At 37.7% G+C, this 1,313-nt stretch carries 1 protein-coding gene; it reads left to right on the top strand.

What is annotated here, in order from left to right; translation table 11 throughout:
* The first annotated feature begins 122 nt into the window (after positions 1-122).
* Positions 123-1,286 carry an IS4 family transposase gene (locus D0T57_RS15305; protein ID WP_163274339.1) on the top strand — a complete coding sequence of 388 codons (1,164 nt, stop codon included), beginning with the start codon at positions 123-125 and terminating at the stop codon, positions 1,284-1,286.
* Positions 1,287-1,313 lie beyond the last annotated feature (27 nt).

Here is a 1,313-nt window from a genome sequence, read left to right as displayed (position 1 = left end):
CATTGCTGTCCCATTAAAATCACAAAAAGCTCTTTGAATTATTTGATAATTAGTTAGTTTCGGGGTTTTCTCACGCGCGACGATTTCAATTTATAGCTTTGCAGTCAATAACAGAAGCTGCAATGAATAAAGAGAAGTATGTATTTGCTCAATTGGTTTCATTCTTGAATGAAGATAAGTTCCGGCGTATAGTCAACAAGTATCAAGGAAATCGTTACGTAAAACATTTCACTTGTTGGAATCAACTACTAGCCTTGATGTTCGGCCAACTATCCAACCGAGAAAGTCTGAGAGATTTGATTGTTGCTCTGGGTGCTCATCGTTCCAAGTGTTACCATTTAGGGATGGGCAAGAACATATCAAAGTCATCTTTGGCTCGGGCGAATCAAGATAGAGACTACCGAATCTTTGAAGAGTTTGCTTACTTTCTTGTCAATGAAGCACCGCAGAAACGTAAGACAGATATCTTCAAGTTGGGAGGGAATGTATATGCTTTTGATTCCACAACCATTGACTTATGCCTGAATGTTTTCTGGTGGGCAAAGTTTCGGAAGAAAAAAGGCGGTATTAAGGTCCACACATTGTATGATGTGGAAACTCAGATTCCGACATTCTTCCATATTACAACAGCTTCCGTTCACGATTCTAAAGCCATGGATAAGATTCCTTATGAACCAGGCTCTTATTATATCTTTGACCGTGCCTACAACAACTTCAAGATGTTATATCGGATTCATCAGATAGAAGCCTGTTTCGTTGTCAGAGCAAAGAAGAATCTTCAGCACAAAGCTCTAAAATGGAAACGAAGGATGCCTAAGAATGTACTCTCGGATATGACAATCGAACTGACTGGGTTTTATCCCAAACAATATTATCCCGATAAACTTCGGTTAATTAGATATTGGGATGAAGAACAAAAACGAGAGTTTGTATTCTTAACCAATGCTATGGATATATCCGCTCTGCAAGTTGCTGAGTTATACAAGAACCGCTGGCAAGTGGAACTGTTCTTCAAATGGCTCAAACAGCACCTCAAAATTAAAAAGTTCTGGGGTACTACAGAGAATGCCGTAAGAATACAAATCTATACAGCCATTTGTGCTTATTGCTTAGTTGCAATTATCCAACATAACATGAAACTTGACAGAAGTACATACGAAGTTTTACAAATACTAAGTATCTCTCTAACGGATAAAACGCATTTGAAAGACCTCTTTAACAAAACTAATTTTCAATATGACAAAGAACCAGGCGACTCTAATGAGCCAAGTTTATTTGATTTTTAATAACGAATTTTAATGGGACACTAGTGA

Origin of the sequence: Dysgonomonas sp. 511, from assembly GCF_010501105.1 — a bacterium.
In the GTDB taxonomy this organism is placed as follows: Bacteria; Bacteroidota; Bacteroidia; order Bacteroidales; family Dysgonomonadaceae; genus Dysgonomonas.
Note: the sequence above shows the minus strand (reverse complement) of the source record. Positions and strands in the feature narration are given on the sequence as shown.

Excerpts from the sequence above, each read along its gene's own strand:
- D0T57_RS15305 (WP_163274339.1), top strand. The coding sequence starts at position 123 with ATGAATAAAGAGAAGTATGTATTTGCTCAATTGGTTTCATTCTTGAAT.